Raw genomic sequence first — 25,013 nt, 5'->3', positions numbered from 1 at the left:
TATAATCCTCTGTTCCCAAGAAAAAAACGAATTAATTCAGCCACTTGCGCTTTATTTTGAAGAAATTTGGGGTAAGTGAGTAAGTGAGTTAAGGGGCTGTGTTTTATCAGTCGAGATCAATAACAGTAATGTGAGTAAGTGCTAATAAATGCCTAATACCAAGACCAAAAAACCAGTTAAAACAGCAAAAGCTCCGGCTAAGCCAGTAAAAGCGCTTGCAAAACCAGCAGCCAAAAAGGCGACCACAAAACCGGTTGCTAAGAAGGTCCCTGCTAAACCAATAAAGGCTGCTGCCAAGCCAGCGGCTAAGAAGGCCACTGCTAAACCAGTAAAGGCTGCTGCCAAGCCAGCTGCCAAGAAAGCACCTGCTAAGCCAGCTGTAAAAGTGAAGACTCCTGTGAAAGCAGCTAAAGCACCAGTGAAAGCCGCTGCAAAGCCAGCCGCCAAGAAAGCACCTGTAAAAGTTCCAGCCAAATCGGTCAAGGTTGCTGCGAAAGCACCAGCTAAGGTTGCAAAGGTAGAGCCGGCTAAAAAAGGCAAGGCTGCACCAGCACCAAAAGTAGAAGAGTTAAAAGGTAAAAAAGCAAAAGGAGCCGAGCTTGCTGCTCCAGTCGTTGATGAAGAAAAAAAGCGCGGCCGTAAAGCTAAAGCTGAGACTCCTGCAGATGGCGCTGAACCAGTATTAACGGATCGGCAAAAAGCCCGTGAGCGTAAAGCGAAAGAAAAAGCCCTCTTAAAAGAATTCGCAGCACAACAGTTAGGTACTGAAGAGCAACAAGAATTACGTCGTGCGCGCTTGAAGACTTTGATCAAGATGGGTATGTCCAAGGGTTACTTAACCCATGGCGAGATGAATGACGTGATGTCTGATGAGTTGTCTGATGCTGATGCATTAGAAACCTTGATCAGTTTGTTGAACGACATTGGTATTACTGTTTACGAACAAGCGCCTGATGCTGAAACCTTAATTCTGTCTGATAACACTGCTGCTGCAGCGTCTGAAGAAGAAGCTGAAGAAGAAGCTGAAGCAGCGCTCTCTACAGTAGATTCAGAGTTCGGTCGTACCACTGATCCAGTCCGTATGTATATGCGTGAGATGGGTACAGTAGATTTGTTGACTCGCGAAGGCGAGATCGTCATTGCCAAGAAGATTGAGGCCGGCCTCAAAGACATGGTGATGGCTTTAGCTGCTTGCCCTGTCACGATTGCAGAGATTCTGAGCAACGTGGATAAGATTGCTTCCGGCGAAATGGAAATCGATCAGTTCGTTGATGGCTTGGTAGATCCTAATGCGGAAGACATCAAGCTTGGACCAGAAGAGCCAGAGATTGATCCTGATGCTGAAGAAGGTGAAGAGGAAGGTGAAGACGAAGGTGGTGGCGGTGGCGCTGCAACTGCGAACGCTAAACAGCTTGAAGAGTTAAAGCAAATTTCCTTAGAGAAGTTTGCAATTGTTCGCACGCAAGCTGACAAGATGCGTCGTGCTTTTGATAAAGATGGTTATAACTGCCCGGCCTATATCAAGGCACAAGATGCAATTCGTGCAGAGTTACTGGGTTTCCGTTTAACTGCGAAGAGTGTTGAGAAGTTATGTGACACGATGCGCTCACAAGTAGATCAAGTGTGGAAACTAGAGCGTGGCATCGTTAACTTGTTGGTAGATAAAGTTGGCGTTAATCGTGGTGAAGTATTAAAAGATTTCCCTAAGATGTCGATGAATCTCACTTGGACTGACAAGTTACTCAAAGAGAACAAGCCCTATAGCGCTCTCTTACAACGGAACGTACCAGCGATTCAGGAACTTCAACAGAAGTTGATTGATATTCAGAAGAATGTGGTTATCCCACTTCCTGAATTAAAAGAAGTGAACAAGCAAATGATTGCGGGCGAGAAGCGTGCGCGTGAAGCAAAACGTGAGATGACCGTAGCCAACTTACGCTTGGTGATCTCGATTGCTAAGAAATACACCAACCGTGGTTTGCAGTTTCTTGATTTGATTCAAGAAGGCAACATTGGTTTGATGAAAGCAGTAGATAAGTTTGAATACCGTCGTGGTTATAAGTTCTCCACTTATGCAACTTGGTGGATTCGTCAGGCGATTACTCGCTCTATTGCTGATCAAGCGCGTACGATCCGTATTCCAGTTCATATGATTGAGACCATCAATAAGATGAACCGTATCAGCCGTCAAATCTTGCAAGAAACTGGTCATGAGCCAGATGCTGCAACCTTGGCACTGAAGATGGAAATCCCAGAAGATAAGATTCGTAAGATCATGAAGATTGCAAAAGAGCCAATCTCTATGGAAACTCCGATCGGAGACGACGAAGATTCTCATTTGGGTGACTTCATTGAAGATGGCAACACCTTGGCTCCAGCTGAAGCAGCATTGCATGACTCGATGCGCGATGTAGTGAAAGATGTTCTTGATTCACTGACACCACGCGAAGCAAAAGTATTGCGTATGCGCTTTGGTGTTGAGATGAGTACAGATCACACGCTCGAAGAAGTAGGTAAACAGTTTGACGTAACCCGTGAGCGTATTCGTCAGATCGAAGCAAAGGCCTTGAGAAAAATGCGTCACCCAAGCCGCAGCGATAAACTCAAGACTTTCCTCGAGGAAGATTGATCGAAGGATTAACGGGCCTATAGCTCAGTTGGTTAGAGCAGAGGACTCATAAGAAAGAAGCCCTAGTGGTCTTGTAGCTAAGACCTCAATAGATTCAAGAGGTTAGTGGTGAATTAGGCGGTATAAATTCACTACACACCGCTTACACACCGGAGCAAAAACCGAGGTGTGTAGTAAATGCGGTTTTAGTGTGGTTTTAGGTAGTTAAGAAGTGTAAAAACTGCATGTAAAGATTAACGGGCCTATAGCTCAGTTGGTTAGAGCAGAGGACTCATAATCCTTTGGTCCCAGGTTCAAGTCCTGGTGGGCCCACCAGAAATGAAAATACCAACCTTCGGGTTGGTATTTTTTTGAGCGTTACTTTAAGTAACAGTTGTGCAAATGATAGGATGATATCCATGATTACAGTATCCAAAAAAGAAAAGCTACTATCCTTGCACCGCTATTACATTTGGGCAAATAAAATGCGTGATCACTTTGATTCAACGCTTATGACATCTGTAACAAAAGATGGTAGCAATGGTATGGATGCATTTATGTATATGGGGTATTGGTATGGAACTATATATGCGGTTGCAGAAGGTTGGATTGAGCTCGGACTAAAAGATGATGCAATAAACACATTACTTAAATCAGATAATCTTGGGCTGCTCAAGCGGTATCGTAACGGGGTATTTCATTATCAGAAGGAATATAACGATGCCCGCTTTACTGATTTATATCTCAAAGGGAGAGAAGTTGTAGATTGGGTTCGCCAACTTAATCAAGAGTTAGGAAGATATTTTCTCGATGAGATGAATATTCATCAATGACCGTTACTTTAAGTGACGCTTACTCATCACCATCCCTTAACAGTGGGTACCTGGGGTGCTTGGCGCGGAGTGTTAATTGTTGTATTTGGGGTAGTTTGAATTGGGGTAGTGCTGGAACCTTGATATTGGCCTTGTGGACTATAAAAGTTAGTTTGTCCATTATCGGTTTGAAATGATTGGACGTTTTGGCCTTGGGAGTTGTAAATATTGGTTACTCCGCTTGGGCTAGTTTGACTATAGCCCTTATATTGACCGTTAGCGTCATAAATGGCTTGAGCGAAGGCTGATTCCAGGATTAATCCTAAAAGAGGCAATAGCCCCAGTATTTTTATATAAGTCTTCATCAGTTAATCGCTCCAAATCTACAAAAATTTCAGGATAATTCTTATATTATCTATACACACCCTTAATATTAAAAGATATAAATGAGCAAGAAGTCCCTTAGTGAACGCGATATATGTACAAAGTTCATAACCCCGGCCATAGTTTCTGCCGGTTGGGATTTGCATTCTCAAATTCGGGAAGAGTTAAGCTTTACTAAAGGACGGATTATTGTCCGTGGGAAGCTGCATACTAGAGGCAAGCAAAAGCGTGCGGATTATGTGTTGTATTACAAATCTAATATTCCAATTGCAGTCATTGAAGCCAAGGAAAATAATTTAAGCGTAGGCGCTGGAATGCAGCAAGCGCTTGATTATGCTGAAACGCTTGATGTGCCATTCGTTTTTAGCTCCAATGGCGATGCCTTCTTGATGCATGATCGAACAGGTCTAGCTGATAAGGTTGAGCAAGAACTTTCTTTAGAATCATTTCCATCGCCAGAGGATTTGTGGCGGCGCTACTGTGGATGGAAAGGTGTTAATACACCTGAAGCCAAAAATACCGTAGAAATGCCTTATTACGATGATGGTACCGGACGTGCCCCAAGGTACTATCAGGTTAATGCTGTAAATAGGGCGATTGAAGCAGTGGCTAGTGGCGCAAATCGCATTTTATTGGTGATGGCTACTGGCACTGGAAAAACCTACACAGCATTTCAGATTATTTGGCGCCTTTGGAAATCTGGTACCAAGAAACGCATTCTATTTTTGGCTGATCGCAATATCTTGGTAGATCAAACAAAAAATAATGACTTCAAGCCTTTTGGCGCTGCAATGACCAAAATTAGTAAGCGGCAGATTGATAAAAGTTATGAGATTTATCTCTCCCTTTATCAGGCGGTTACGGGCAATGATGAAGAGAAGAATATCTACAAGCAGTTTTCACCAGACTTTTTTGACTTAATTGTGATTGATGAGTGCCATCGGGGTAGCGCGGCTGAAGATTCTGCGTGGCGTGAGATCTTGGAGTATTTTTCATCAGCAACACACATTGGTTTAACTGCTACACCAAAAGAAACCAAGGATGTTTCCAGCATTACTTATTTTGGCGATCCTGTTTACAGCTACACTTTAAAACAAGGCATTGAAGATGGATTCCTTGCGCCATATAAAGTAATTCGAATTGATATAGACAAAGACTTGCAAGGGTGGAGACCAAGTAGTGGGCAAGTCGATAAGCGTGGACAGGTAATAGAAGACCGCATCTATAACCAGAGTGATATGGATCGCACGCTCGTATTGGAAAAACGTACGGAGTTGGTAGCTAAGAAGATAACTGAGTTTTTGGAGGCTACCGATCCATATGCTAAGACTATCGTATTTTGCGACGATATTGATCATGCGGAACGCATGCGCCAGGCTTTAGTTAATTTAAACCCAGATCGCGTCAAAGAAAATCGCAAGTATGTCATGCGTATTACCGGAGATGAGCAAGAGGGTAAAGCAGAGCTTGATAACTTCATTAATCCTGAAGAACGTTATCCAGTAATTGCCACCACTTCAAAATTAATGACCACAGGTGTAGATGCTCAGACCTGTAAGCTAGTGGTGCTTGACCAGCATATTAAGTCGATGACTGAGTTTAAGCAGATGATTGGCCGTGGTACAAGAATTAATGAGGATTACGGTAAGTATTGGTTCACTATCATGGACTTTAAAAAAGCCACCGAGCTTTTTGCTGATGAAGGTTTTGATGGACCCCCAATTGTTATATATAACCCTGGACCCAATGATCCTCCAACGCCGCCTGATGAACCGGGTGAGGATGGCGGCACGGGCGGGTCGGATGGTGGTACCGGCGGCGATACTGGCGGAGAAGGATTTCCGCCGAGTCCAGAAGGTAAGCGTGCCAAATACTATATTGGTGATGTAGAGGTTCAGGTGGTAGCAGAGCGGGTCCAATACTACGGGCCCGAAGGTAAGTTAATTACTGAATCATTGAAAGACTACACCCGCAAGGCGGTACGTAAGGACTACTCAACATTAGATGAATTCTTAAAAAGATGGACTTCTGCCGAACGTAAGGCTGCAGTGATTAAAGAACTCGAAGAGCATGGTGTGCTGCTTGAGGCATTGGCACAGGAAGTCAATAAAGACTGCGATGCATTTGATCTGATATGTCATGTGGCATTCGATCAACCAGCACTGACTCGAAGAGAGCGTGCTGATCAAGTGAAGAAACGCAATTACTTTACCAAGTATGGCGATCAAGCTCGTAAAGTTCTCGAGGCGCTGCTAGAAAAATATGCAGATACTGGAATCGAAAATATTGACGATATTAAGATTCTGACTTTAGATCCATTCAGTAAAATGGGCACAGCAAGTGAGCTGGTATCAGCTTTTGGCGGTAAGCCTGGCTATATAGCTGCTTTGCATGAGCTAGAAAACCAGCTCTACGCCTAAAATTCATAGCATCACCCCAATAGATAGGCTTTACCACTTATGAGTATTAGTTCAACCATTAAATCAATTCAAGACATCATGCGTAAAGACGTAGGTGTCGATGGGGATGCTCAGCGTTTAAGTCAGTTGGTATGGATGCTATTTCTTAAGATCTTTGATGATCGTGAGAGCGAGTGGGAATTGCTGCAAGATAAATATAAATCGCCGCTTCCAGAAAAATATCGCTGGAGAAATTGGGCGGCCAATGCCGAAGGCATGACTGGTGATGAACTAAAGCATTTTTTGGACAATGACCTATTTCCAGCCCTGCAAAACTTAGAGGCTAAAGGCGGGGATCAACGCGCTTACGTTATTCGCTCGGTATTTGAAGACGCCTATAACTACATGAAGTCTGGTCAATTGATTCGTCAGGTGGTCAATAAAATTCAAGAGGGTGTTGATTTCAACAAAGCTCAAGAGCGCCACCTGTTTGGCGATATGTACGAGCAACTCCTCAGGGATTTACAGGCCGCCGGAAATGCGGGTGAATTTTATACGCCAAGAGCTGTAACTGAATTTATGGTGCAGATGGTTAATCCGCGCCTTGGTGAAATGGTAATGGACCCAGCTTGTGGTACAGGCGGATTCTTATCATGCTCAATTGAGCACATTAGAAAGAATGATGTCAGAACATTAGAAGATGAAGCGCTGCTGCAAGGCAGTATCTTTGGCATTGAGAAAAAGCCAATGCCACACTTGCTCTGTACAACAAATATGATTCTTCATGGCATTGATGTGCCAAGCAATATCCGTCACGACAACACATTAGCAAGGCCGTTAATTAGCTGGGGCCCATCAGAGCGAGTAGATGTAGTGGTTACAAACCCACCATTTGGCGGCATGGAAGAAGATGGTATTGAAACGAACTTTCCCGCAGCATTTAGAACAAGGGAGACTGCTGACCTCTTTTTAGTTCTCATTATGCAAATGCTGAAACCCGGCGGACGAGCTGCGGTAGTTCTTCCCGATGGATTTTTATTTGGCGAGGGAATAAAGACTCGAATCAAAGAAAAGCTTTTAGAAGAATGCAATCTTCACACTATCGTACGTCTTCCAAAAGGTGTATTTGCACCTTACACCTCTATTAGTACAAATCTTCTATTCTTTACTAAGGGCACCCCAACAAAAGATATTTGGTTTTACGAACATCCTTATCCAGAAGGGGTAAAGAGTTACAACAAAACAAAACCAATGAAAATTGAGGAATTTGAGGCTGAGAAAAGATGGTGGGGATGCGAAGAAGATAGTTTTCGAGAGCGCATAGATTGCAAGCAAGCCTGGAAGGTAGAGATTGATGCAATTAAGGCGCGAAACTTCAATCTTGATATTAAGAACCCTCATGTTAGTGAGCTGATAGCACATAATCCAGAAATATTGCTAACTGAGTATGATGCACTTCAGGAAGAAATTAAGCATTTGAGAGATAAGCTAAAAAATGCCCTAACAGACGCACTTTTTCCCAGAAATTCTTTATGAAGTCTGCTGCAGATCTTATTATTGAGCATTTAGATCTATGGACCGCATCTTCTCTTGAAGATAGTTTGTCTCGCGGACGAAAATCCTCATCATTTGGGCGAGTTTATGGGGTTGATAAATTAAGATCGTTAATTATTCATCTGGGAATTAAGGGAAAGTTAGCCCCTCAATTGTCGGAAGAAGAAAGTGCGACCCAGCTCCTTGCAAAAATTAAACTTAAAAGAGCGGCAATGGTTAGTGGGAATGAGATTAAAAAATCTAAAACCACCGAGATTGCTAGTAACGATGAGTTAGATTTTTCCCTTCCAGAGGGATGGATTGCAACTAGGGTTGGTGAGGTCATAGATTTTGTAAATGGCTATGCATTTTCAAGCAAGCACTTTATTCCAGTAGGAATTGGAATAGTAAAGATTGGGGATATACAAAATGGTTGCGTAGACCTTTCCAATCTATCCTATGTTCCTCAATCGGTCGTTGCCTCTTTGCCTGAGAGCTTAAAGGTTGTTAGAGGGGATTTATTAATTGCAATGTCAGGTGCGACTACTGGTAAGTTAGGATTTAACAATACGGATGAGATTTTGTATTTGAATCAGCGCGTAGGAAAAATTAACCCCATCCTCTGCTCTAAAAAATTTCTTTTTTATTTTCTAACAACAAAAATTTCTGAAAATTTAAAGAATTCGTATGGAAGTGCAATACCAAATTTAAGTACTGAACAAATTAAATCCATTCCATTTGGGATGCCGCCTCTTTCTGAGCAGTATCGAATTGCTGAAAAAGTAGAAGATTATTTGAAGATTTGTGATTTCCTGGAAGAAAAAATGATCTTATCAAATCTTTCTCGATCAAAGTTAGCGGAATGCATAGTTTTATCTCTTCTCGAGGCGAGGGACTCAGATGAATTTAAAAACTGCTGGATCAGAATGTCGAAGTTTTTTGATGTCTTGTTTGTTTCAGAAGTTGATATTGAAAGATTAAAAAAGTGTATTTTAATGCTGGCTGTAACGGGCCGACTTGTAGAACAAATGCCGGGAGAAAAAATAGATCAGGGGTTAAAAGATTGCTCGGACGGTAATTCTGGTTATATCCTACCTAAAGGTTGGGTATTGACAAAATTGGGGGAAATTGGCGAGACAAGTATTGGTCTAACATATTCTCCAAATGATATTTCAAATGATGGCGTTCCCGTGCTTAGATCTACCAATATCCAAAATGGAGTAATTGATCTGACGGAATTGGTAAGGGTAACAACTTCAATCAAGCCATCTCTTTTCTTAAACAAAAACGATATATTGATTTGCTCAAGAAACGGAAGTAAATCATTAGTTGGCAAATCTGCGCTTATAGATGATCTAAACGAGCCAATGGTATTTGAGGCCTTCATGGCCGTCTTAAGAAGCCCTTATGCAAGATATATCAAAATCTTTCTTGACTCAGATTTATTTCGTAGATTGCTTGATGGCGTTGAGACAACAACTATTAATCAAATTACTCAAAATAATCTAAAGAATACTTTTATTCCTTTGCCCCCTCTCGAGGAGCAGCATAGGATTGCCGACAAGGTTGCCGAGTTGTTTTTAATTTGCGATAGTCTAAAAAATCTCATTTGCAAAGCAAGTAAGCAGCAACAAAAATTATCAGATGTGCTTGTTGAGCAAGCATTAGCCTAACACCTAAAAATCCTCGGTGGCTATCCAACCTAAGAATCTCTCATATTTTTTAGTAAGTAAGTCTGCTCTTGTTTATTCATTCATAAACTTTTTTGAGTTGTAACTAGGGCTTAGATTTTGGTGCTTGTATCCCCACAAACCCTCCATTAATCCCCACTCTTAGCCACAAGTTCTTTTGGCTAAATTGACCCTACTAATTCCTCCAATCAGGTTGTCCTAGCTGGTGGTCAGAAGCTAAAGTATATGTATGGCAATTAAAAAAGAAAGTACACATCAACTCATACACCGTAACCTAACTCTCTATCAACGCGAGCATAGTGCCGTATGGCAATGTCGCTATAAGGTGGATAACAAGTGGATACGAGCAACTACTAAAGAAACTCAGCTTGATTTAGCGATCAATAAGGCTAAAGAGCTATTGGTAGAAGCCGAGATTCGGAAGCGCTCTGGCATCCCAGTAGTAACCAAGCGCTTTAAAGATATCGCCATGTTGGCTATTGATCGCATGGAGCGAGATCTAAAGGGCGGCTTAGGTAAATCAATCTACAAAGACTATATCCGCATTATTAATGAGCATTTCATCCCCAGTCTTGGGCAAAGACTCATTACCAATATTGATTACGATGCTCTACAGCAGTACTACGATGATCGTGAAGCTAGATACGGCTTGGTAATATCAAACAGCAATCGTAAGACTCAAAATGCCGCATTTAACAGGGTTTTTGATGAAGCCATTGTCAGGGGTTACTTAACTGACAGTAATCGTCCTAAGCTAGATGGTAAGACTAAGGAGAGTGTTCGTCGTCCAGCATTTGAATTGCATGAACTGAGAGCGCTATTAAAACTACTTGGCCCATACATAGAGTCAGGCCGAACCAAGGATGTGCGCGAGCGTCGTGAAATCCTTAGAGACTATGTAGAGATGCTGGTCGATACTGGTGCAAGACCAGGTATAGAGCTCTTAGATATGAAATGGAAGCAAATCCGTTTCATGATGAATCCAATTAGTACAGTCACAGATCAATTGGACGAGGATGGAGAAGTCATTGAAGTACATAGCCTAAACCGTAGTTGCGAGATGACAGTAAAAGGTAAAACTGGGCAAAGGCAAATTATTGGACGCTTACCAAGCATCAGAGTCTTAGAGCGTATTGCCTTGCGTAACTATGGAGTAGCTAGCTCTATTAAAGATCCTTTGGCTGAGCTGATTAAACCCACTAATGATGACTACATTTTTAGGACGAAAGAAGGCAGAGATTTAAGTGATGTCTTAAACCACATGTTTGATGGTTTCTTAGCGGATCATGGTTTGCTCATTGATCCAAAGACTAATCAAAAGCGGGTGTTCTATAGCCTACGTCATACTTATGCCACGTTAGCACTTACTCACGATATGGTGCCTATTCATACCTTAGCCAAACAGATGGGTACTAGCGTCTTAATGATAGAGCGGCACTATAGCCATTTGCAGGTGATACAGGCTATTGAGCAATTACGAGGCGCTACAACTAGAAAGCTTATTGAGGCGGATAGCAGGGCTGCTGAAAACTATCCTAGCAAGAAAAGGGCTGAACGGGAGTTGCGGGTAGCTTAGGTCGAAACAAGCGTTACTTTAAGTAACGCTTGTGAGTATTTGTACTATGTCTGTCAGTCGTCTTTAGGTAGATAAATGATCAATATGAAAATTCTTAAAAATCAGGTGAATTCGGGTCATTTCGCCTGATTTTGGTTGAGGGTTAGATTAAATCACCAGGGGCCGAGATCTCGCATGGCGCTGAAAATTGCGCGGTAAATTTTTTAATAATTTGAATGATTCTTGTTGTGGTCATTCATTTGCTTTAGTAAATCATGCTTTTGGTCTTGCCTAAAACGTTCACGCTTTAATCTTTGTTTCAGAGCGGCATCTTGTCGTTTTAAGTCATTTATACGAGCTTGATCAATAGTAAGGGGCTTAGTGGGTTTGATTGGTTTGATTCTGTTAATAATCTCTTCTAAGAGCTCAAATTCCAAATCTTCTTTGGTCGATACAGTGGGGCTGGAGAGAATGCAATCCATGCCAAATTGGTATTGCAATATTAATCTGGCATGAATGGAGCTATCTGCAAAAACGGCAGTCTTCATGGATTGGCCTTTTACTTTGATGGTTGCGATGTATTTTTTCATAACTGTATTTACTAGCAATCCAGTAACTAGTGTTTGAAACCCAGTTTTACTGCTTCAGTTGCTACATCTATTAAATGATCTAGCTCCCCAGCTTCTACCGCAGCTTTAATCTTTTGTAATGTTGGGATTAGCTCATTGGCTTTATCTAGCTCTATAGCAGTTTTCCCTTGCGAAATTTCAAGTGCTTTGGAGCCATAGCGCAGGATTAAGCAGACTTTGCCATTTTGAGCAGTAAACCACCAGGGCTTAATGCGCTTTGGTACATCCAGTAGCTTGATGTTGCCTTCAATATCTTTAATGCGTTTGGACTTAAGTGGGGCGTATGTACCGCCATTACTTTTTGCTTCTGCAAGTTGGATCTGCTCCCATAGCTTGTCAGATAGTTTGTTTCTTCTTTGGACAATTGGGGGTAATTTAGCTGGTTTGGTGACCGCTACTAATTTAAGTGAATCTAGTGTGCTCACATTGGCTCCTTGGTAAATGAATGGGCACATATAACAATATGATCTGAGTTGGTGGTTGGGCAACCAGAAAATAGGCAACCAAAAGAATCCAGAATTAAGCAGGAATTTGTGTGGTTTGCTAAATAACTATGACGACAAAACAAAAGAACGTTTTGTATGCCATTACTTATTACTACCGAAACAAGGGCTGTGACACCTAGTCGTTATGTCACCCGAAAACTGGACATTGTTGATCACGGAGACGGAAATTCTGGGCGGTAGCAGAGACTTAATTCACTATCCTTTACAGGACGCCATTAGCCTTGCTGACTAATATGAATCAAGTATATGAATTAGCACAAAGATTGTAGAACATAGCTCTATAGATCACGAGAAAGCCCTGCGTACACGGCAACTTTCAAACAAGACAAAGGTAGCCACTTATTGCTTTTGTCATTGTTGCGTTTCAAGCCGCACGTAAAAGGAGACAGCGAAACCGCCCTTCCCAAACTGGTTGTGCCCATAAGTGGTGTAGTAAAGAACTCAACAAAAGTCCTTTTCTATTACTGAGCCTGCTACTTAAGGCTCAGTGTAGGTTGAATCTTCCAAAAGCTCTTAATACGAAAAAGAAATGTGATGAGCGACAAGCGAAATCACAGGAGAACGTAGTTCGCCTATCTATCTATTTCAATAAATTCAATATTTCTTCCTGATATTGAATTAAATTCTTCAATACAAGTTTCTCTTAAATCCTCAATTCGCTCATCCATTTCTTGGAACGACATGATGTCATCCCTGCTTAAGTCAGTTTCTTCTTCTAATACATCATCAATATCGTCGATATCACATGACCAGCTATAGCTTAATTCTTCTTCCTCTTTGTGCTCAATGAATCCAAGTAATTCGTTAAAACAGACAATTCTGGTACCAATTAAATAGGGGTTATTGTCCTTATAATCCATTTGAACAACAACATCGGGATCTATGATTGAAGCGCACTTAGCAATATGATCTTGTAACTTTTCAGGAGCGATATTTTTACTTTCAAACTCAAGCTTATGGGTTGAACCAAAATACCAGCAACCATAAGCTCCAAGTAATTCACCACCATCAAATTCATCGCCTTTACTCATGCCATAAAGTATTCTTGTGACAGCAGAATATCTCTCTGCATTTTTATCAAACGAGTATGTTCCAGAACTATCTGTATTTTTATCGAAATCATTCTTAAATCTTCGGATAATTTCTTTTTCTAATTCACGAATTTTTTCATTGCCATAAAAAGTAAACGTGCTTTCTACAGGTGTAGACATTTTTCACCTCAAATTAAGTTTGTTTAAGTAACTATAGCTAATTTTTATAACAACAGAATAGTTTTAAGCGGAGATCTTTCATTTTCGCTGGCTTGGGTAGCTTGGCCCCAATTTAAAACGCTTATCGGTCGTTTTAAACAGCCTTCAAAATATCGCGGCATCTTAGCCACAACTTTAGCCATTTACACCATGGTTTTCCAGTAAAAACCAGCTAAATAAAAAACTACAGGAAAGTATAGTTTCCTGTAGTTATCTTGTAAGTCATTGAAATCGAAAGCCCTTTTTTCTGTGGCATTTCTGCCATAGTCGGTTGTCCAAACCAAACATCAGAAAACATACTGTAGCTGCGTATTTATTACATTTAAAGGACAGCTATATGCCACAAGCAAAATCGTTTAGTAGTACAGAACTTACCCAAGTTTTGACATATGTACAAACCACCAAACATAGCGTGCGTAACCGGGCTATGTTGCTATTAACCCATTGGGGTGGGCTCAGAGTAGGGGAAGTTGCAGCCCTGCGTATATGCGACGTTTTAGACGGTGAAAACAAGGTGAAAAGTGAAATCCGCTTATTGCCAGAGCAAACCAAAGGACGCCACCCACGCACAGTATTCCTAAATGAGCGCCTAAAAGCGGAGTTACAAGCGTTTGCCAATGAGATCACCATTAAAGACCGCAACTATGCATTCTTTCCCACACAGAAGTTCCCAAAACGTGGGTTTACAGCAAATACATTAACGCAGCACTTTAAGCATATCTATAAAGAGTCTGGAATATCCGGCGCCACTAGTCACAGTGGTCGTAGAAGTTTTATTACCAACTTAGCCAGTAAAGGTATCGGGGTAAGGGTGCTGATGAGCTTAGCGGGTCATCGCAATATCGGTACTACACAGGCATACATTGATGTTAATGATGATATGAAGCGCAGGGCGGTAGAGTTAATCTAAGTTTTTTTAAGCTTTGGGTTAGAGATTTGCATGCGCCTATAGATATCTTCGTAATCAAAGTCTGGCAGGGCGATTGGCTTTGGGTCAGGGAATCTGCCGCGAGCTGCGTTCTCGGCAATGTACTGTGCTTTCTTTAAAGCTCTACTGGTAAGTACAGTCATATTGTTGCGTTGATCGACTGTTTTGGCGCTCGCTTTAGTGGCGCTGATATCAAGGCCTATTGCATTAGTGGGACTGACTTTAGCTACAACACCTAAGCGCCAGTTCACCCAATCTGGATGCTGCGCTTTTGCCCAGAGTAATTTAATCCCAATAAATAATGGCGCAGAACGTAAACGTTTGGCTGTGAGTGAGCGTTTGGCTTTTTGGGCTTTGGGTGGAACGGTAACGCCAGTCCGATTAATCACTCTGGTAACTTCCTTTAGGATGGCTCGCTTAGGCATGCCAAGTGGAATTGCCAGAATTAGCGCACGGCCAGAACCCTCTTGTTTGCGAAATGTTTTGAAGTAATGCTCCAGTGCTTTATTAAACTCAGACTCATACTCTTCATTCTTTTCAATATTAGCTATTTGACGTACTTGAGGTTTAACGTATTCAGTACCGTATAGATTGATGCCGGTACTGATCCACCAATCATCAAACTTCACTTTAGCTACATCACCATATTCATCGTAAGTCTTAAGAACTAGGTCAAAGTCCTCAGGCAATAACTTCTTCTCTTTAGTTGTTAGCTTGCCAGCCCTCGCTTTTCTAGCTAGCTCGTAAGTAGGACTTAGGCGCAGATATTCGAGCATCAGCATCACATAGCCCTGGATACCCTTTGTAGCCCAATCTTTCTTTGACTTATTTGGCAGCATTTTTTACTCGATTTCTCATTAATAACTTAAAAATATATTAACACTTAACGATCACATTTTAAATGTAATTTCTATTAAATGTTAGTTATGAGATTCTATTAATACAGCAATTTCGCTGCTTTTAAAGGAGTTTTGAAATGGAAACAACAGTAAAGATGTCTTCAGTAGCAAATGTATTTGATTCTTATAGTGGTGTCTGTTTAGTGGATACCGGAGAGACTATTCAAGCAAATTTGAGTAGTGATGAGTTATTGCGTTATTGCCACGCAATGATGAAGGTGGAGAAGCAGCAGGTTTTAAATAGAAAGGACTTAGCTGTATTGGATAAGATTGATGCGATCACTTTTGAACATCATGGCATGTGTTTGAAGGATTCGCTTGTAACTAAAGCACGTCTAAAAGCGTGTAAAAAATATGGCGTAAATTTTATTGATCGTGATGGCTTAATTGACCACATGTCTGCAATGACAAGCACGCATTCTTCTAATGATTTAGATGTAACCGAGAGTGAACTAAATCTGCAGATTGGATATTTTCTTTTGGATCGGTTGGGTGAGTCTCGTTTCCAAGACTTTTCTTTGACTATTGGTCGCGTATTAAAAAAACAGCCTCTAAGTAGAAGAGATCTTGAGGTGATCTATGAAGTTGAGTCACTTTTTCTAGAGGAGCTTGATTCCTCAACTAGAAGTGGGGCCCTTCAGTCTGCTATTGATGAGGCCTGCGAACGTTTATGCCTTGATTTTGAAAGTCTTGGTCAAAAAACATTTCATTAAATCTTACAAAGTAAGCGTTATTTGAAGTAACGCTTACTAATCCACAAAGGAAAACAAAAATGAATACAGAATTAATTGAAGTAGAAACAAAAGCTAAAACTGCTGTTATGAATAGGACCTTGATAGGGCAGGCTGATGATTTAGCTTTAGAGCATGAAAGCTTTCATACAAACTACATCGTTTCAGGTCGCATTGCGCTTTATGAGTTGTTAGCAAAGATCTATGCGTTATCAGTCAAGCTGGATAGCGCTATAGATAAAGCTGAACAGATCAGCATCATGCGTTCAGTTCTGGCTGACAAATATCAAATCCGTACGCAAGAAAATACCCCCGATCTAACTGTGCTCGTGCGTTATATCACCCGTTCTGATCGTAGAACTGCACATGGATATGCTCGCGCAATAGAAAGCGCTAGGGAAAGCGGAATTCTTCCTAATAACCTAGTTGGTTTTATTGAGCATCATGGTGGTATTGAGCGGATTCGAATTTCAGGCGCTGATCATGAAGGCTCTGCTGATATTGAACAAGAGAAAATTCGATTGGCTAAAACATACCTAGCTGTGAAGGCAGATTCTCCCTTTACAAGCTTTGATGGCCCGAAAGAATTTGAAGGAATTTATTCTAATAGCTGTGCTTATGAAATCGTCATATGTTCTTTGGGGGTTGGTAATAAGTACCACGTCATTGGCAAATTACCAGCAGATCCAGCGTTAGAGGATCTAGCAATAAAGCATTTTTCCAAGCATTTATGCAAAAACATGGATCTAGCTCGAAATGAAATTGCAAAAATGGATCGGAAAAATAGAGAGCTAAAGCGTGAGAGAGCAAGCGTCAGTTGCGAGGTGAAATCATGAGATATACGGCTAAAGAGATTGTTGATATTTTCAAAAGCTGCCCAGAGGATGAAGTTATCTTCATGTGGTTTAAAAGGCGGCATGAATTTGATAATGTTTTAGATATTTCAGAGGAGCAGTGGGATGAAGTTTTTGATTGGAAGGATTGGATTTATGACTATGTAAATACTGCTATGTTTGAGTTGGTTTACAAGAAGGTTCATGAAGAGGGAGGGCAAGCAGAATAATTGGGCATACAAGCTTTGGAGCAACGAAGTGCTAGATGGTTGCTCCAAAATTCCTGTGGTTATGAAAACCAAAGAGTGAGCTAGCACCTCCTTTAAATCCACGAATTTGCTTACACATTTGCTTACACACCGGCACTGACCACCCGCAGAGCCCCTGTTTATATGGGTCTACCTTGGGTATCTGCTCTCATAACCAGAGAACCTAAACAGGACCTAAACGTCACAAAAAGCCAGCTTTTGAGACTAAAGGTGAGATTTGGTCATTTGAGCGTTACTTTAAGTAACGCTGAGCATGCTAAGAAAGTGTGCAGGCAATTACTGCACACTTTTACAGCAGTTCAATTCCAAAGCCCTTCATCAGTAAAGCAAACAGTCCAAAGCAGATACTCGTCGCTACTACACACGCACCCATCGTCATCCAAAACCCCAGCCTTGGAAGTAAGTATGGAAATAATAGAAACATAGGTAGCGTGGGAATCACATACCAGAAGGTGTAATAAGCGTGATTAGCTATCTTCTCTTCGGGTTGGTTTTCTACATACAGCCATACAAGAGTTAAAAGAGTCATTAAGGGTAATGCCGCAATAAAACCGCCTAACCTATCACTGCGTTTGGCAACCTCAGAAATGAATACAACCATTCCTGCTGTTAGTAGATATTTGGTGATGATCCAAGCCATAGAAGCCTTTATTGTGTGGGCCTACTTCATTATAGGAAGGTCGCTTTAAGCGACATTACAAATATATGCGCATAGACGTATGTATGTGAATACTACTTTCTTTGATTCAGATTGCTTGACTCCCATTGATCCAGCTGTCGCTGGTTATGGGCGGCTACACCTTCGATAGAATCCTGAGGTAATTGTTTGAGGCACTCTGCTAATGCTTCAGGGCTGAGTTTTTCGGCAGGCTTATATTGCTTAATCTCTTGCGGTGATTTGCCATCCCAAGCAAATGGATTGCCAGATGCTGGTGTATCGGGCAGGCAATCATCTCTATAGACTGGGGCATCATTAGATGCAAAAGGTGTAAATGAAATTGTTCTCTCAAAGATAAGTGACTTACCTGTTGGCGTGGGCGGCAGAGGCGGCATAGACCTCATTGCTTTTTTCGCTAATTGCTCTGCTTTGTCTGATGTTTTCCAAAGTGTTTCCACTTTAGCGACAGTTCCATTTGGGGCAATTTCAATTCTAAATCTCACATGCCCTTGATCCGGCCCCTCTACAGCAGTTCCCATCATGCTTCGCACTTGTTGACCAAAAGAGTGTCTATAGCCTTTACTATTTTTTAATGTGTACTTAGATGCGAATGCCCACTCTTCCGAAGTTGGGGCTGATGGTGCCGCTAATGATGCTAGTTGTTGATCGCTACTATTTTTAATAATAGGATCTTCTAAGTGAACTTCAATGATGTCTGGATTTTTATCTTGAGGTTTTGCATGGATAAAGCCTTCATACTTAGCCCACAACAGAATTAGACCAATGTGGAAGGCGATTGAGAGCCAAATGGCAATTGAGGGGCTAAACCGATGTGATTTTGTCAATTCAGCATCATTTCTTCTTAAGTAACTCTAAAGAATTCGATTGCTTTCTCAGTAACCCTTCTTTCTCAAGGGAGGCAATAGCCCTATATAAAGCCTCATGCGTTACCCCAATCTCTGAAGCCATCGATTTGAAATCAGACTGAAGTGTCAATACGCCTTGTTTGCCTTCGGTCTCAATCAGATGAATTAATTTACTGCGAATATCTTTGAGTCCCAATCGTTCAGATTGTGTTCGAAGGCGCATGATCTCTTTGCTAAGTAGCTGCACCCATTTCATTGAGAATTTGCTATCAGTCAACGCATCTCTTAAAGATTTAATAGGCAGCGTAATTGCCTGCCCACTATTGGTCACAATAGCATCACAGTGATAGGCATCTGTTAGTAAACTGGCTTCACTCAGAAAGCCACCCTTGCACCTTTGTAAGGTGGTGGGCTCCCCATGGCTACTAGTCCTAGTAAGAACAGCTTCGCCTGAAACAACAAAAAACATGTATTCAGGCTTTTCACCTTGATGGAAAAGGTAATCACCCTTTTCAAAGTGATGGGCATGGCATTGCCCCAATAGTCCTTTGGGCAGGAGCTCCTTTAGCAGTTCAGGAATATAGAGTTCCATATGATCTAAATCATACGCCATTTGGATGATTGAGCCAATAATCAGTCCATACAAAGGAGGTTGCTATGGAAACAATCAATTTAACTGTCAGTGGCATGACTTGTGGTGCTTGCGTAAAGCATGTTGAAAAAGCCATTAATTCAATTGCCGGGGTGCAGAAGGTTGAGGTAGACCTTGCTTCTGGCGCCGTCAAGGTCGAGGGCTATGTCACGCAACACTTGAAAGAGATTTTTGCGGCTTTAGAAGAAGATGGCTATCCGGCACAAGTGAGTACAGACGTATCTAGTAAAGCAAAAAGTGGTTCTTGTAAGAGCGGCTCAAGCTGTTGCTGTAACTAACTAAATGAATAGGAAATCAAAATGAAAACTGTAAACAAAATCGTAATTGGCGTAGTGACTGCTTTAGGTCTTGGATTGGGCATCGCAAGTGTTTATGCTCAACAAGGCCCAATGGGTAATGGCATGGGCCCAGGCATGATGCGCGGCCAAATGATGCAAGGTCAGATGATGGGACAAAACGCCAACATGAAAATCATGCGTGAGTTGATGACTCCAGCAGAACGACTTGCCATGATGGACAAGATGATTGATGCCAAGACAGTAGAAGAGCGTCAAGCAATCATGACAGCTACACATACCGAGATGGAAAAGCGCGCCAAAGAAAAAGGCATTACTTTGCCAGCAGGACATGGTCCGCAAATGATGTCAGGCAGAAACTGCGGATAGACTATAAAGTGTTATTAGTTGGTACAAAGCCACCTTCGGGTGGTTTTGCGCATTGATGTATTAGGAGATTAAAAATGAATATGACTCACTATATGCAGTTACTTGCTGATAATCAGCCTTGGAACCTGCTGATTTTTATGGCTATTCCAGTAGTGCTTGCAGAGACCTTGGCTATTACTGAGCTCTACATTTTATTTACCCGCAAGTTTGATGGATTTGGATTTCACCTAAACCGCTTTGCTGGCACCGCCGTGGGCTTGTATTTCATTGGCATCATTGCGTACTTAATGACCACAGTCGTTTTGCCTATTACCAAGGCTGGTGAATGGCGCACCGTAATTGATGTAGTGGCGGTATCAACATATTTGATTGGTGGTCTACCTTTAATCTGGATTGCCCTACAAGAATTTGGTTTTGTAAATAAAAGCCTTGATCAAATGGGCAAGCTCAAGATTCATGCAATCTGTGTAGCTTTGTTCTTGGTTTTCGGACACATTGCCATGATTAGCGGTATGTTAGATCCATCCTTACTTGGATATAAAGGTGCCGATACACACCAGATGCATGGTGAGCAGAGTGTCGCGCCTATGCCAGCTGTAGAAGCTGATATGGCACAAATGCACCAAATGCATATGATGCACACTGGTAATGGCACTACACAAGATAATCGAGTGGCAGTAGATTTTCCTGCGCTGATGAAAGAGCATATCTTGACGAATATGCGAGATCATTTGCAAACAATCTCTCTAATACAAGAGGCAATGGGCAAGGGGCAATATGACAAAGCTGCACAGCTTGCAGAGGATCGTCTAGGCATGAATACGCTTAAATTACATGGTGCGTATGAAAATTCCAAGTTCATGCCAAAGGGCATGCAAGAAGCTGGTACCGCTATGCATCGAAATGCCAGTAAGTTTGCAATTGAAGTTCAAAATACAGCCGCAACAGGCAATATCAAGCCCGCATTAATTGCGCTGGGCAATACAACACAGGCATGCGTTGCTTGTCATGCTGGATATAAGCTAAAGTAAGCCTATTAATAGGTTGGGGATGTCATGGATAACAAAGAGCATTGGGAAAAGGTTTATGGCACTAAGGCGCCAGATGCAGTTAGTTGGTATGCGCCGCATTTAGAGACATCCTTAAATCTGATTCATCAAGCCACAAGTATTAAGGATGCTGCCATTATTGATATTGGTGGAGGCGAGGCGACCCTAGTCGATGATCTTTTATCTGAGGGCTATCAAGATATTAGTGTTTTAGATATTTCTCAAAAAGCAATTGATGTTGCCAGGGATCGCATTGGCAAAAAAGCCGATAAAGTTCATTGGTATTGTGCTGATATTACGCAGGCTACGTTGCCTCAAAACTACTTTGATGTTTGGCATGACAGAGCAGTCTTTCACTTTTTAACTGAACAAGCTCAGCGAGTGAAGTATGTAGAGCAAGTTATGCGATCAGTTAAGCATGGCGGCTATGTGATTATGTCCACTTTTGGTCCAGATGGCCCTGAGAAATGTAGTGGGTTGGATGTCGTTCGCTATGACTCAGAAAACCTTCACGGGCAGTTCGGTAAGACATTCAAGCTAATTAATAGCTCAACAGAGCTACATCAAACTCCAATGGGCACTACGCAACAGTTTCTATATTGCTTTTGTAGGATGGAGTAGAGGATGGACGTTACATTTAAGTAACGCTGGACATGCTAGAAAGTGTGTAGGCAAACTCCACACACTTTACACATTAATTTTCACGGCACTATAGGTCAGCCATCATCAACTCCCCGTAAATTAATCCATTTTGAGGTTTGACGCTCGCATTGTCTTAACGGTCGATTAAATGAGATGGGTATAAAGCCAAGCTCAGCAATTCATAGTGGTTAAGAGGATAATAAAAAAGTACATCAAAAATAAGGGGCAATAGGATGTTGGACACACTTATTATGAGCAGAATCCAGTTTGGTGCAAATATTTCCTTCCATATTTTGTTCCCGACTATTTCGATTGCCTTAGGCTGGTTCCTTTTCTACTTCAAGATTAAACACAACAGGACTGGGTTAGATTGCTGGAAAGAGGCATATCAGTTCTGGATCAAAGTCTTTGCCTTAACATTTGCTTTAGGTGTCGTGAGTGGTATCACGATGAGCTTTCAGTTTGGAACAAACTGGCCTGGGTACATGGAAACCGTTGGCAATATTGCCGGTCCATTATTGGCCTATGAAGTCCTAACAGCCTTTTTCCTTGAGGCAACTTTCTTAGGCGTCATGCTATTTGGTGCAAAGCGTGTTTCGCAAAGAGTGCATACATTAGCTACTTTTTTGGTGGCTTTTGGGACGAGCCTTTCAGCCTTTTGGATTATTGCTTTAAATTCATGGATGCAAACTCCGCAGGGTTTTACCATGATTGATGGCAGAGCGCATGCCGTTGATTGGATAGCCATCATCTTTAATCCATCGATGCCTTATCGCCTGGGGCACATGATGTTAGCTTCATTTTTAACAGTATCGTTTTTCTTAGCCGGTATTTCTGCTTACCGCTACCTTCGTAATAGCCGCTCGGAAGCAAATTTGATGGTGATGAAAATGGCGCTCACTGCTGCCATGGTTTTAACGCCCATTCAAATTATGCTTGGAGATCTACATGGCCTAAATACGCTTCATCATCAACCTGCAAAGCTAGCCGCTATGGAGGGAATTTGGAATGGCGGTACTGGTGTGCCTGCAGTAATCTTTGGGATACCCAATAAACAAACTCGTACTAACGACTATGAGATAAGCATTCCTAAGTTGGCGTCTTTTTACTTAACCCATAGTTGGGATGGTGAGGTCAAGGGATTGAATGACTTTGGAGATAAGATTCCTCCTGTTGCCCCTGTATTTTTTGCTTTTAGAGTGATGGTTGGCGTTGGTGTCTTAATGCTCTTATTTTCATGGTTGGGACGTTGGCAGATGCGTCAAAATCGGCCTCTACCAAAGTTGTTGGCCAAAGGTTTAGTGCTGATGACCTTCTCTGGCTGGGTTGCCGTTTTAGCCGGTTGGTACGTAACTGAAATTGGGCGACAACCTTATTTGGTCACTGGAGTGCTGACCACTGCACAAGCCGCAACCACTTTGCCAACAAGCATGGTCTTTTCTACTCTTTTCGCCTACTTAACTTTATATATGGGTTTACTAGCTGCTTATATTTGGGTTGTCTTCTATCTGGCTCGCCAGGCTGACGATAAAGAAAACGCCAAAACTCAAGTTGAAAAGCAATCTGAAACTTCGTGGAGTCTTTTTAGGACTTAAGTTATGACCTCAATTGACTATACCCAAGCATCTGTCTGGCTCCCGCTATTTTTCTTTGTCGCCATGGGATTTGCCATGCTGTCTTATGTAGTTCTGGACGGTTACGACTTAGGAATTGGAATGCTGCTCAATCGAGCATCAGACCATGACAAAGATATGATGATTGCATCGATTGGCCCTTTTTGGGATGCCAACGAAACCTGGATTGTTTTAGGTGTTGGCCTATTACTTGTCGCGTTTCCATTGGCTCATGGGCCGATACTAACTGAGCTCTACTTACCTGTAGCGGCGATGTTGATGGGGTTAATTCTTCGAGGCGTGTCATTTGACTTTAGGGTTAAGGTCAATATTGAACAAAAGCCGCTTTGGAATTTATTGTTTTATATCGGTAGTCTGATTGCTTCAGTCTCTCAGGGCATCATGATCGGCCGCCTGATCGTGGGGTTTGATTCAGGAATTTTAGGTTGGGGTTTTTCACTGCTGGTTGGAATATGTTTACCAGCAGGTTACGTGCTGCTTGGGTCAACATGGCTGATTTTAAAAACAGAAGGACAACTTCAGCAGCAATCATTTCGATGGGCTAAAACCAGTTTATGGCTCACTGGATTTGGTATTGCATTGGTCTCGGCTGCCACACCATACTTTAGCCCTGAAATCATGAACAAATGGTTTGCATGGCCACAAATTCTTTGGCTCTCACCGGTACCACTGGCAACCGCTATTTTATTTCTGCTCACAAATCACTCTATCCAATCCTTAGAGCGGGGTGCTAGTAAGCTAGAGTGGTTACCATTTTCTTTTGTTGTTGCGATCTTTTGGCTGGCATTCTTTGGCATTGCTTATAGTATTTTTCCATATGTCATCATTGGCAAAATGACTTTATGGCAGGCTGCTGCAGCCACTGAGTCTCTATGGGTAATTTTTTGGGGAGCAATCATCGTGCTCCCAACTATTTTGGGGTATACGCTTTTTTCATATCGGATATTTAAGGGTAAAGCTAGTGCGCTTACTTACTATTAAACCTGTTCACACCGTTTATTATTCATCTTATATATGACCTTGTACATATATATGTATGCGTATATACGCATATATTCATAAAACTGTATAAAGTAATTTGAAGATAAATCCATGATGAAGCCGGTAGACATCAAGATTGCGTGGCAAGGTCAGAGCGACTGTGGGTCATGCTCTATCAGAAACTCTGCTTTATTTGCAGAGTTAAATGAGGAAGACTTTTCGAAAATACATGCCCCAATTGACGATTTAAAGTATGAAGCTAATTCATTAATTTATTCCCAGAATGATTCATCATCACATCTATATACTCTGCGGGAGGGGTATATAAAGTTACTCCATCTCAATCCAGATGGCTCCACGAGGATTGTTCGCGTTGTGACTCCTGGCGATTTATTTGGGATGGAAGCTTTATTGAGTGATCTTTACTCTCACTCTGCGACAGCTCTAACCAATATTCGTCTTTGCAGAATTCCTAAAAATATTATTTCTACCCTTGGTGAAGAGTCTCCACGCCTTCATCGTCAAATCGTTAAAAAATGGGGGGAGGCTTTATCGCAATCGGAGTCATGGTTCTCTGAGATTAATACCGGTAGGATCGAAGTTAGGCTTGCACGGTTTTTTCTGAAGCTAGCAAAGCCATCTGGTAATTCCGCAGTTGCGCCATTGTTTAAGCGCGAAGATATGGGGTTGATGATGGATGTAAAGTTTGAAACCATTAGTAGGGCCTTAGCATCTATGTCAGAGCAGGGACTAATATCAAATATTAGTAGGCTTACAGTCCAAGTCCCCAGTATTGATGCACTTCGTGCTTTTTCAGAGCGCGGCCTTTAATTATTGTG

At 41.8% G+C, this 25,013-nt stretch carries 24 protein-coding genes and 1 tRNA gene; 18 read left to right on the top strand and 7 right to left on the bottom strand.

The features are described from left to right. Nucleotides 1-148 precede the first annotated feature (148 nt). The 7 genes from rpoD (at nt 149) to AOC29_RS09140 (ending at nt 11,003) form a co-directional block, all read left to right on the top strand. Nucleotides 149-2,629 carry an RNA polymerase sigma factor RpoD gene (gene rpoD / locus AOC29_RS09170; RefSeq protein WP_215295693.1) on the top strand — a complete coding sequence of 827 codons (2,481 nt, stop codon included), beginning with the start codon at nt 149-151 and terminating at the stop codon, nt 2,627-2,629. A gap of 238 nt (nt 2,630-2,867) precedes the next feature. Next, nucleotides 2,868-2,944: transfer RNA gene (locus tag AOC29_RS09165), tRNA-Ile, on the top strand. An 83-nt stretch (nt 2,945-3,027) separates the two neighbouring features. Beyond that, nucleotides 3,028-3,441, top strand: coding sequence for a hypothetical protein (locus tag AOC29_RS09160; protein WP_215295692.1), 414 nt, complete (start codon nt 3,028-3,030; stop codon nt 3,439-3,441). Between the two features lie 425 nt (nt 3,442-3,866). Continuing rightward, nucleotides 3,867-6,224: an EcoAI/FtnUII family type I restriction enzme subunit R gene (gene hsdR, locus AOC29_RS09155; protein ID WP_215295691.1), complete on the top strand. Its 2,358-nt coding sequence runs from the start codon at nt 3,867-3,869 to the stop codon at nt 6,222-6,224. A 39-nt stretch (nt 6,225-6,263) separates the two neighbouring features. Next, nucleotides 6,264-7,739, top strand: a complete 1,476-nt coding sequence (locus AOC29_RS09150) for a class I SAM-dependent DNA methyltransferase (RefSeq protein WP_215295690.1) — start codon at nt 6,264-6,266, stop codon at nt 7,737-7,739. Continuing rightward, nucleotides 7,736-9,409, top strand: a complete 1,674-nt coding sequence (locus AOC29_RS09145) for a restriction endonuclease subunit S (protein ID WP_215295689.1) — start codon at nt 7,736-7,738, stop codon at nt 9,407-9,409. The genes AOC29_RS09150 and AOC29_RS09145 overlap by 4 nt, the downstream gene beginning before the upstream one ends. Before the next feature lie 247 nt (nt 9,410-9,656). Continuing rightward, nucleotides 9,657-11,003: a hypothetical protein gene (locus AOC29_RS09140; RefSeq protein WP_215295688.1), complete on the top strand. Its 1,347-nt coding sequence runs from the start codon at nt 9,657-9,659 to the stop codon at nt 11,001-11,003. Nucleotides 11,004-11,206: 203 nt separating this feature from the next. Here AOC29_RS09140 and AOC29_RS09135 read toward each other — a convergent pair whose 3' ends face one another. From AOC29_RS09135 to AOC29_RS09125, 3 genes are all read right to left on the bottom strand, one after another. After that, on the bottom strand, nt 11,207-11,572 hold the full coding sequence (locus AOC29_RS09135; RefSeq protein WP_215295687.1) for a hypothetical protein: 366 nt from the start codon (nt 11,570-11,572) through the stop codon (nt 11,207-11,209). Nucleotides 11,573-11,598: 26 nt separating this feature from the next. Then, entirely contained in the window at nt 11,599-12,036 is a 438-nt protein-coding gene (locus AOC29_RS09130) for a DUF6641 family protein (RefSeq protein ID WP_215295686.1), read from the bottom strand. 653 nt (nt 12,037-12,689) lie between these two features. Then, entirely contained in the window at nt 12,690-13,328 is a 639-nt protein-coding gene (locus tag AOC29_RS09125; RefSeq protein ID WP_215295685.1) for a hypothetical protein, read from the bottom strand. Between the two features lie 376 nt (nt 13,329-13,704). Here AOC29_RS09125 and AOC29_RS09120 point away from each other — a divergent pair, with 376 nt between their 5' ends. Then, nucleotides 13,705-14,277 (top strand): site-specific integrase, encoded by a 573-nt coding sequence (locus AOC29_RS09120; protein WP_215295684.1) that lies wholly within the window; start codon nt 13,705-13,707, stop codon nt 14,275-14,277. Here AOC29_RS09120 and AOC29_RS09115 read toward each other — a convergent pair. Further along, nucleotides 14,274-15,134 carry a hypothetical protein gene (locus AOC29_RS09115; protein ID WP_215295683.1) on the bottom strand — a complete coding sequence of 287 codons (861 nt, stop codon included), beginning with the start codon at nt 15,132-15,134 and terminating at the stop codon, nt 14,274-14,276. The two genes, AOC29_RS09120 and AOC29_RS09115, sit on opposite strands and share 4 nt — an antisense overlap. A gap of 137 nt (nt 15,135-15,271) precedes the next feature. On the opposite strand from AOC29_RS09115, the gene AOC29_RS09110 reads away from it, so the two are divergent. From AOC29_RS09110 to AOC29_RS09100, 3 genes are read left to right on the top strand one after another with little or no spacing between them, the layout of a single operon-like run. Next, entirely contained in the window at nt 15,272-15,907 is a 636-nt protein-coding gene (locus AOC29_RS09110; protein ID WP_215295682.1) for a hypothetical protein, read from the top strand. A 59-nt stretch (nt 15,908-15,966) separates the two neighbouring features. Then, a complete protein-coding gene (locus AOC29_RS09105; protein ID WP_215295681.1) occupies nt 15,967-16,761 on the top strand; it encodes a hypothetical protein in 795 nt (264 codons plus the stop codon). After that, nucleotides 16,758-16,988 (top strand): hypothetical protein, encoded by a 231-nt coding sequence (locus AOC29_RS09100; protein WP_215295680.1) that lies wholly within the window; start codon nt 16,758-16,760, stop codon nt 16,986-16,988. The genes AOC29_RS09105 and AOC29_RS09100 overlap by 4 nt, the downstream gene beginning before the upstream one ends. A gap of 328 nt (nt 16,989-17,316) precedes the next feature. Here AOC29_RS09100 and AOC29_RS09095 read toward each other — a convergent pair whose 3' ends face one another. From AOC29_RS09095 to AOC29_RS09085, 3 genes are all read right to left on the bottom strand, one after another. After that, complete coding sequence (locus tag AOC29_RS09095) at nt 17,317-17,667, bottom strand: DUF3147 family protein (RefSeq protein WP_215295679.1); 351 nt, start codon at nt 17,665-17,667, stop codon at nt 17,317-17,319. Nucleotides 17,668-17,759: 92 nt separating this feature from the next. Further along, nucleotides 17,760-18,530 (bottom strand): energy transducer TonB, encoded by a 771-nt coding sequence (locus tag AOC29_RS09090; RefSeq protein WP_215295678.1) that lies wholly within the window; start codon nt 18,528-18,530, stop codon nt 17,760-17,762. Between the two features lie 7 nt (nt 18,531-18,537). Continuing rightward, entirely contained in the window at nt 18,538-19,164 is a 627-nt protein-coding gene (locus tag AOC29_RS09085; protein ID WP_215295677.1) for a Crp/Fnr family transcriptional regulator, read from the bottom strand. Nucleotides 19,165-19,208: 44 nt separating this feature from the next. Here AOC29_RS09085 and AOC29_RS09080 point away from each other — a divergent pair, with 44 nt between their 5' ends. The 7 genes from AOC29_RS09080 (at nt 19,209) to AOC29_RS09050 (ending at nt 25,005) form a co-directional block, all read left to right on the top strand. Then, entirely contained in the window at nt 19,209-19,481 is a 273-nt protein-coding gene (locus tag AOC29_RS09080) for a heavy-metal-associated domain-containing protein (protein WP_215295676.1), read from the top strand. Between the two features lie 21 nt (nt 19,482-19,502). After that, the gene (locus tag AOC29_RS09075) at nt 19,503-19,868 is read left to right on the top strand and encodes a hypothetical protein (protein WP_215295675.1); all 366 of its coding nucleotides are present in this window, start codon (nt 19,503-19,505) and stop codon (nt 19,866-19,868) included. Between the two features lie 74 nt (nt 19,869-19,942). After that, the gene (locus AOC29_RS09070) at nt 19,943-20,899 is read left to right on the top strand and encodes a DUF6803 family protein (RefSeq protein ID WP_215295674.1); all 957 of its coding nucleotides are present in this window, start codon (nt 19,943-19,945) and stop codon (nt 20,897-20,899) included. Nucleotides 20,900-20,923: 24 nt separating this feature from the next. Next, complete coding sequence (locus tag AOC29_RS09065) at nt 20,924-21,538, top strand: class I SAM-dependent methyltransferase (protein ID WP_215295673.1); 615 nt, start codon at nt 20,924-20,926, stop codon at nt 21,536-21,538. 272 nt (nt 21,539-21,810) lie between these two features. After that, nucleotides 21,811-23,154 carry a cytochrome ubiquinol oxidase subunit I gene (locus AOC29_RS09060; RefSeq protein WP_251369982.1) on the top strand — a complete coding sequence of 448 codons (1,344 nt, stop codon included), beginning with the start codon at nt 21,811-21,813 and terminating at the stop codon, nt 23,152-23,154. A gap of 3 nt (nt 23,155-23,157) precedes the next feature. Continuing rightward, entirely contained in the window at nt 23,158-24,174 is a 1,017-nt protein-coding gene (locus AOC29_RS09055) for a cytochrome d ubiquinol oxidase subunit II (RefSeq protein ID WP_215295671.1), read from the top strand. 111 nt (nt 24,175-24,285) lie between these two features. Next, a complete protein-coding gene (locus AOC29_RS09050) occupies nt 24,286-25,005 on the top strand; it encodes a Crp/Fnr family transcriptional regulator (protein ID WP_251369981.1) in 720 nt (239 codons plus the stop codon). Nucleotides 25,006-25,013 lie beyond the last annotated feature (8 nt).

This window comes from Polynucleobacter sp. JS-JIR-5-A7 (genome assembly GCF_018687935.1).
In the GTDB taxonomy this organism is placed as follows: domain Bacteria; phylum Pseudomonadota; class Gammaproteobacteria; order Burkholderiales; family Burkholderiaceae; genus Polynucleobacter.
Note: the sequence above shows the minus strand (reverse complement) of the source record. Positions and strands in the feature narration are given on the sequence as shown.